The sequence below is a fragment of the Acinetobacter sp. YK3 genome (assembly GCF_001729365.1).
In the GTDB taxonomy this organism is placed as follows: domain Bacteria; phylum Pseudomonadota; class Gammaproteobacteria; order Pseudomonadales; family Moraxellaceae; genus Acinetobacter; species Acinetobacter vivianii.
The window spans coordinates 1-8,173 of sequence record NZ_LZPJ01000048.1; the positions used below are offsets into that span (position 1 = coordinate 1).

The window sequence follows — 8,173 nt, forward strand, 5'->3', positions numbered from 1 at the left end:
GCATAAAGTGTAGCTGAAGCGGATAAGAAGTCAGTATCCAGTTCAAATATTTTCTTTGCTATCAAAGAAATAAAAAAACATCCGAAAAAGATTAGAAAGCCTATAAAAATTAATTTTTTAACATTTATTTTTTTCATAAAAAATACACCCCATTAAATGGGGCATATATTAAGCAGCGTTCAACATTTTGGCAATCTCGGATGCACTAGGATTATAGTAAGTGTTAACTAGCACGTTAATAGTTTTATGACCTGTGATCTTAGCAAGGATCTCAACGGGTATTTTCTGAATATTGACCAGACGTGTAATTGCTTCATGTCGCGTATCATGGAACGTTATGACTCCATTCAAGCCAACCTTTGCTAAATTGCGTTGCCAGATAAGTCTAAAGGAATTGCTGTTGTGTTTAAGCAACTTCCCTTTTCTACCCTTTAACAGATCCAGCAATTTACGTCAGCGTGTTGTTAAAGGTACATCTCGTGCACTTCCGTTTTTGGTGTCAGGTAAATGCACATAATCACCAAAATCATGGATATCATGAATACCAAGGATCTCACCTCTACGCATAGAGGATTCCATGGCAAACAGAAATGCCCAGGCGACCTCTTGAGCTGGCGTAACAGGCTCTTTTTCTTCATTGTAATTATCCAAACCAGCTAGGATGATTTTTACATGTTCATCTGAAATTCGTTGGTTTCGCGGCGGCGGTAGAGATGGCTTCTTAATAACTTGAACAGGATTATTTTTTAATAAGAATAATTCACTAACAGCATATGTGAATACAGCTGAACATAGACTTAGTTCTCGGCTGACCGTACTTGATTTAACTACCTTTAAACGACGATCTCTGAGGGCAACCATATCTTGTGGATTGATGTCGTAAATCGAAGTGTTTGCTAAATTGCCACAATAATAGTTGAGACGTTTAAGATAGTTCTTGATATAGGAGCTACTTTTTTTATGTTTCCCTACATTTTCATAATACTGGGTGAATAGTTCGGAAAAAGGGATATCTGGTTGTTCGAGTTTTTTTAATTCTTCTTGGTATTGCAGCTGGAGTTCCATCAATCGACGTGCTGCCCAATCTGTACACTCTTTTGCGGTGTCTCTTGTGGCTGCGTCACGGAGATGTTTGTATTTTACTTGGATGCGATAAGAATTACCGCGCTTGACTGGCTTTTGCATATTAACCTCTAAATATTTGTGCTTAAATCAAGCGCAACAAAGAGGAACGAAAAAGTTCGCCCGTTGGCGCCCGATCCGAGAGCCATACTTCGACATTAGATGCTGAAAATGGCGCCCAAAAGCGGAATATAAAGTAGTTTTTATGCCTTTTTTGAACTTTTTGAAGGTTCAAATTTGACCCGAAGGACAATAAAAACAAGGCTGAATTCGTTAAAATTCGGCCTTAAAACGCTGAAATTTATCAGCTTTTATCTTGGTAGGTATATCCAGACTCGAACTGGAGACCTCTACGATGTCAACGTAGCGCTCTAACCAACTGAGCTATACACCTAGAATGAGAAGCATAATATTCATTTTTTTGACGCTTCACAAGTTTTTTTGCGACTGTTTTATTACAATCGCACAGTCTTTAAGCAACTGCTTAAACTCTTGGGTATTTACCTTATCCTTTTGCTCTAAAAATACGATTTTTTGATATAACACAGTCACTTGTTTAAATGAATCTTTCTCCTCAACCAACATAGAGAGTCGCTGCATCCAGCTTTGAAAAGTTTCAGCTGAATATTTATGCAAATGCTTGGGCAATTTTTTTTCAAATTGAATAATCATGCGTTGATACTGATCTTGTTGCCCTCTTTGTCTCCACCAGTACCATCCTGCATAGATGATTAAAATACTTCCAATCCCAACAACTAAAACAATCACATAACCATAACTTGAATCCAGACCTAATCTGGATAGCCAGTTTTTCTGTTTTTCTGCATCATAACCAACCACTTTGCTTTGCCATTGGTAACTTAAATAATCACTCCAGATGCGTACATTCTTCAAAAATTTAAATTGCTGCAAACGCCAAGCCTGAGTTTGCCCTTCTCCCCATACAGCCTGATCTTGCGCCAGATAATCTTGCATCCCCGTATCAATTCGTTGCGGTGCAATCATTGCAGTTGGATCGATCCTTTGCCATTTTCCATTCAGATAAACCTCGCTCCATGCATGCGCATCCAGCTGGCGTACTTCCCAACTTTGTCCGTCTGGCGCCAATTGTCCACCTTGATAGCCAGTCACCACCCGTGCAGGAATTCCGGCATAACGCATTAGCATGACAAAGCTAGATGCATAATGTTCACAAAACCCTTTGCGACTAGAAAACAGGAATTGATCAATCCGATCTCCACTCAAAGTGCCTGGCGTCAACGTATAGGTAAAGCCATTTTTCCTATACCACGACAGCACTGATTGTAAGTATTTTTCAGGCTGTCTCTGGTTCTGCTCAAATAATTGCTGCGCCAGTTGCTGTGCTTTTTTGTCTTTACCCTCATCAAATCGAGTATTCAGTTCAAGTTGACGCGGTGACAGGAAAATAGGCTCTGCTGCTGTTCGCCCTAGCCAAAGCATCTGTATGGGTTGATTGCGTTTAATCAATTTAGAAGGACGAATACTATCGTCTTGATACAGCTGTAAATAACGCTCTTGGGGAATCGAATATTCCAGTCCCATGATCCAGTTGGCTTGCTCATCAGCAGGTAAATATTGATAACTCACACGACGCGATGAGACCGGGATATGCTTTAAGTGCTGATTGTAAAAACTACTGCTCCATGTGGTTCCATCATATTCGTCTAAAACCAACGCTCGCCAATACAATTCTGATCGACTAGGCAAATCATACATCTGTGCGATGATACGAAAAGCCAAGGCAGACGATTGAGATAATTGAGCAATATCCCCCGGTGACATTCGATCACTGATGCCTGTGGTCGCGTGGTTCTGTTGAATGGGAATCGCCCAAAGCGGCGGTAAACGTGGGAAGAAAATAAACAGCAGAATAAAAAATGGCGTGGCAATCCCGACAAATTTTAGGATTTGCCTCATATCTTGTTTTAACTGATTGCTGGTCTGATTCCTCTGTTTAAATAGATCAGTTTGAATCCGATATAAGCCCATCAGGCACATCACGAATGCCACAAAGACAACTACGGCCATCCAGAATGCTTGGCTATATAACAGCAAACTTGCACTGACAAATAAGGCAAAGTTAAAGACAATCAGCAAATCACGGGTGTTTTTAGATTCAAGACTTTTGGCAAATAAACAGGTTGTTAGAAATGCAACCCCAGCCTCTACACCTAGCAAGCTTTGATACTGAATATAAATCAATGCAATCGATAATAAGGTAAATGCCACTAAAAGCAGTTTAGGTAATGGTGTGATTTTTTGTTTGTGATAGCGCCATACCAAAGTCAGCCAAACGATGCCCCATAACCCACTCAATGAGACAGGAATAAAACTGACTTGACCCATCAGGATCAATCCTAAAGCAGCTAAAATACAAAAATAGATGGCTTTGGTCATGTTTAAGCCTGCGCAAGTAAAAGTCTGGCTTTCATCAATTGGGTTTGGCCTTGTCCACTTTCCAGTCTGGCATGCGGCAAAATCACAGCATAGTCATCCCCTAATTGTTCACACTGTTCAATCAGCCCCATCATAAAACTTAATTTTTCCTCATGGCCTAATGCGGGTATTTGCTGATAGTCAATTTCTACATGTTGATGATTGGCCTGCGCTTCAAACATTTTGATAAAGAAACCCTGCCCACGTGCAACCTGCTTCCATGCCACATTCTGATAAGAGTCTCCATGTTGGAAAGTTCTCAGTTCTTTAAATTCATCCAGACTATCCTGCGCCGAAGTCGGCTGACTCTTATGTTCTTTCTGCCAATCATAGGCTTTCGGTGCAATCCAGACTTTTTGTTTTGGATATAAATACGTCCATGCACGGACTAATCCCAAAGGATAGGTCGCATAAATTTTCAACGCATCCAATTCATATCTGCCGCGTTGTTCAGGTAGAACAACAAGTTCTAGGCTTTGCTGAGTTTGGTCCAGATACAGAAAATGTTCTTGTTCTTGCCAATCTAAACGCAAATATCGAACCATCTGGACAGATTGTTTAAATAAAATTTTTAGGATTAGCGGCTGACTCACTTGCCCAACCTCTGACGCGACCAGTTCAATCTCCAAGCCATGCAGTTGCTTAAAAGTCAGATAAAAGCTGATACAGAGAATAGCGCTGATTAAAAAGCAAAACCCGAGAATCAGGTTATTTGCATAGTTGATCCCTGCAATAAATGTAATGACAATTAGAACCAGATATAAGAAACCTTGCTTATAAATAAATACCAGCACATCTTTCTGCAATAAAACCTTACTGCCTTCAACCTGAAAGCGCTTCGCAATCCATTGTTGTAGCTGCTGCTTGACTCCTTTTTGCATATGCCGATCTCAACTATAAGACATCGACCGATTGTAAAATCTGCCCAACTTCAACGTCACTCAGACTTAAACGATGTGCCACCACAGCGACAAATACAGTTTGTATATCATCTGTCATTACAAAGCTACGCCCCTCAACCAATGCATAAGCTTGTGCCGCAGCCTTCAACGCCAATACCCCACGTGTTGACAGCCCATGACGTAGCTTCCGTGTTTCAGCAGCCAAGTCCAAAATGTAATTGAGTACAGCCTCACTCAGAAAAACCTGTTTTGCCAGCTCACGTAAATGCAAAATATCTGCTTGATTAAATACAGCATTTAGTTGATGGATCAAAACCTGTCGTGAACGCTGTTGTAATAACAATTTTTCCGCTTGTCGAGAAGGATATCCCAACGACAAGCGCATCAAGAAACGGTCGAGTTGAGATTCTGGTAATGCATAGGTACCACTTTGAAACAATGGGTTTTGCGTGGCTAAGACCCAGAATGGTTGTGGCAATTCATAATGCACACCATCTACGGTAACGGCCCCTTCCTCCATTGCTTCTAATAAGGCGCTTTGAGTTTTGGGACTACAGCGGTTAATTTCATCTGCCAACAATATCTGAGTAAAAATCGGCCCTTGCTTAAACTCAAATAGATGTTCTTTCTGATTAAAAATATTGATCCCAATCACATCACTCGCCAACATATCATTGGTGAATTGAATCCGCTGGAAATGCAGCCCAGCTAGACGCGCCAAAGCACTGGCTAAAGTGGTTTTACCTAGGCCAGGTAAATCTTCAAACAACACATGACCACCCGCCAACAAGCAAGTTAGCGCCAATTTGGTTTGTTGTGGTTTGTCTAAAATCAGTTGGTTTACTTCAAATAAGAATTGCTCAATCTTCTGGGCAAAGCTTTGAATATCTTGTTCTAATGCCTGATTCTGTTTTGTTTTCTCTTGAGCCGATGACTTTTCCATGCCCCACATTATTCTATCCCCCAAAATAAAACAGTGTATGTTCAACATACACTGTTTTGGTTTTTTTTCAAAGAAATCAAATAATTTCTAGCAAGGACACTTCTTCATATTGCCACCCGCAGAAGGATAACGTGCATCGATACAATGACGATAAAAAGTCTTTGCATCCATCGGCGTTAAATCTGGATGATGCGCCTTCATATGCTGCACATAGGTTTCATAATCAGGCACGCCAACCATCAGACGGAAACTCTGCTGCAAACGTTGCCATAAAACAGCAATACGCGACCAATTCTTCGGTGACAAAAGTAAGTGCTTTTGCGACATGATGGTGAATTTAATAATCTTCACGATCACCGCGCTACCTTGTCGAGCAATTTTAAAATCCATCGCTACTCTCCTTTGATGCTATTCGCAGTCATCGGGGTTTCTGAATAAACGGCTGGTGCTTCATTCGCGGTTGGTGTTGGGCTTGCCAAAGCACGGCGTATAATGCCAATTGATGCAATCACCATAACAATCGCAACAATCATAAAGAAGCCACAAAGTGCCGCATTGATTTGATTCGACATCACAATGGTCTGCATTTCCGCAACGGTTTTGGCTGGTGCCAATACTTCACCACGTGCAATCGCATCAGAGAAACGATTCGCTTGTGCAAGGAAACCAATTTTCGGATTTTCGTGGAAAATCTTTTGCCAGCCCGCTGTCATCGAGGTAATGAACAAGAAAATCGTTGGGACAATCGTCACCCAAACATATTTCTCTTTCTTCATTTTGAATAAAATGACGGTTCCCAAAATCAGTGCCATCGATGCAAGAATCTGGTTACCAATACCAAAGAGTGGCCACAATGAATTAATCCCACCCAGTGGATCAACCACACCTTGATAAACGAAGAAACCCCAACCTGCGACCGCGACAAAGGTCCCGACCATATTTCCAAAGAATGAACTTGATTGCTTGATCGCTGGAACCACGATACCCACTGTATCCTGCACCATGAAACGACATGCACGTGTTCCTGCATCGACAGCAGTCAAAATGAATAAGGCTTCAAACAGAATCGCAAAGTGATACCAGAACGCCATCATGGAGCGATTGTTGAAAATCTCTGAAATGATATGCGCCATACCAATTGCAAATGTCGGTGCACCACCTGTACGAGACAGAATTGAACTCTCACCGACTTCCTGAGCCAGTAAGGTCAACATTTCTGGACTAACCACAAAGCCAAGATTACGCACTGCTTCCGCAGCGGTCTCTACCGAGGTTCCTAAAACTGCTGCTGGCGCATTAATTGCAAAATAAATACCTGGATCAAGTACCGTTGCACAGATCATTGCCATGATACCGACAAATGATTCCATCAACATACCGCCATAGCCGATCATACGAATATTGACTTCATTATCGACCAGTTTAGGGGTTGTGCCTGACGCAACCAGCGCATGGAAGCCTGAAATCGCACCACAAGCAATGGTAATAAATAGAAATGGAAATAAACTACCTGCAAATACAGGCCCTGTACCATCAACAAAATGCGTGACTGCTGGCATTTTCAGGTCAGGCATCGCAAAGATAATCCCGATCGCCAAACCTGCAATCACACCAATTTTCAAGAAAGTTGATAAATAATCACGTGGCGCTAATAACAACCAAACTGGTAATACCGAAGCGATAAAGCCATAAATAATCAGCGCCCATGTCAATTGTGTTCCACTGAGGGTAAATAACTGTCCCCAATATGGATCTTTCGCCACGTCACCACCGTAGACAATTGCCGCCATCATCAGCACAAAGCCAATAATTGAAACCTCAGCAATTTTCCCTGGGCGGAGATAACGCATGTAGATGCCCATGAATAAAGCAATTGGAATCGTCGCTGCAATACTGAACACACCCCACGGGCTATGTGCCAAAGCTTTAACCACCACCAGTGCCAGTACTGCAAGGATAATGATCATTACACCAAGCGTACCCAGCATCACTATCACACCAGCAAAAGTACCAAGCTCCTGTTTTGCCATCTCACCTAAAGAGCGACCATCGCGTCGTGTGGAGATAAATAAAACCAGAAAATCTTGTACCGCACCGGCAATCACTACACCGACCAAGAGCCAGATGGTACCGGGTAAATAACCCATTTGTGCTGCAAGAATCGGCCCGACTAAAGGCCCTGCTCCAGCAATCGCAGCAAAGTGATGACCGAATAAAACGAATTTATTGGTCGGTACATAATCCAGACCATCGGCAAGGCGATGAGCTGGTGTTAACCGTTTAGGATTTAATTCAAAAACTTTGTTTGCAATAAATAAACTGTAGAACCGATATGCAATGCTATATACACAGACCGCAGCAAGAACCAACCAGACTGCATTGACATGCTCACCACGACTAACCGCCAATATCCCAAATGAAATTGCCCCAACAATGGCAACCAAACTCCATAGGAGTTTTGAGGAAAGTGTTGACTTCGCTTGTGTTGTCTCCATTCAAAACCTCTCAAATACATAACGCGTGGTTATTTAGCTTTCCCTTTCTATATTTTCTGTAGAAGAAATATCTTTGTAAGTTTACCTTCTAGCTTCAATTATTTATCTAATACTTTGGCATAAAAAAAGGGATGATTGTTCATCATCCCCTTCGATAATTGTATATCTTGCGTAGCTCAGCTACGCCTTCACAATTATGCACGCTCTAGGTAGTCACCAGTACGGGTATCTACACGAACGCTTTCTTCTTGCTG

Annotated in this window: 5 protein-coding genes, 1 tRNA gene and 1 pseudogene; all 7 read right to left on the bottom strand. The window is 41.7% G+C overall.

The window, feature by feature from the left end:
* Positions 1-168: 168 nt before the first annotated feature.
* Positions 169-1,185, bottom strand: a pseudogene (locus A9Z07_RS04585) (tyrosine-type recombinase/integrase).
* A gap of 254 nt (positions 1,186-1,439) precedes the next feature.
* Positions 1,440-1,516: transfer RNA gene (locus tag A9Z07_RS04590), tRNA-Val, on the bottom strand.
* A gap of 35 nt (positions 1,517-1,551) precedes the next feature.
* Entirely contained in the window at positions 1,552-3,540 is a 1,989-nt protein-coding gene (locus A9Z07_RS04595) for a transglutaminaseTgpA domain-containing protein (protein WP_069577245.1), read from the bottom strand.
* Between the two features lie 2 nt (positions 3,541-3,542).
* Positions 3,543-4,460, bottom strand: a complete 918-nt coding sequence (locus A9Z07_RS04600) for a DUF58 domain-containing protein (RefSeq protein WP_069577248.1) — start codon at positions 4,458-4,460, stop codon at positions 3,543-3,545.
* Positions 4,461-4,473: 13 nt separating this feature from the next.
* Positions 4,474-5,433 (bottom strand): AAA family ATPase, encoded by a 960-nt coding sequence (locus A9Z07_RS04605; protein WP_069577252.1) that lies wholly within the window; start codon positions 5,431-5,433, stop codon positions 4,474-4,476.
* 78 nt (positions 5,434-5,511) lie between these two features.
* Positions 5,512-5,814, bottom strand: coding sequence for a YbdD/YjiX family protein (locus A9Z07_RS04610; RefSeq protein ID WP_004770453.1), 303 nt, complete (start codon positions 5,812-5,814; stop codon positions 5,512-5,514).
* Positions 5,815-5,816: 2 nt separating this feature from the next.
* Positions 5,817-7,919 (bottom strand): carbon starvation CstA family protein, encoded by a 2,103-nt coding sequence (locus A9Z07_RS04615; RefSeq protein WP_004770454.1) that lies wholly within the window; start codon positions 7,917-7,919, stop codon positions 5,817-5,819.
* Between the last annotated feature and the right edge of the window lie 254 nt (positions 7,920-8,173).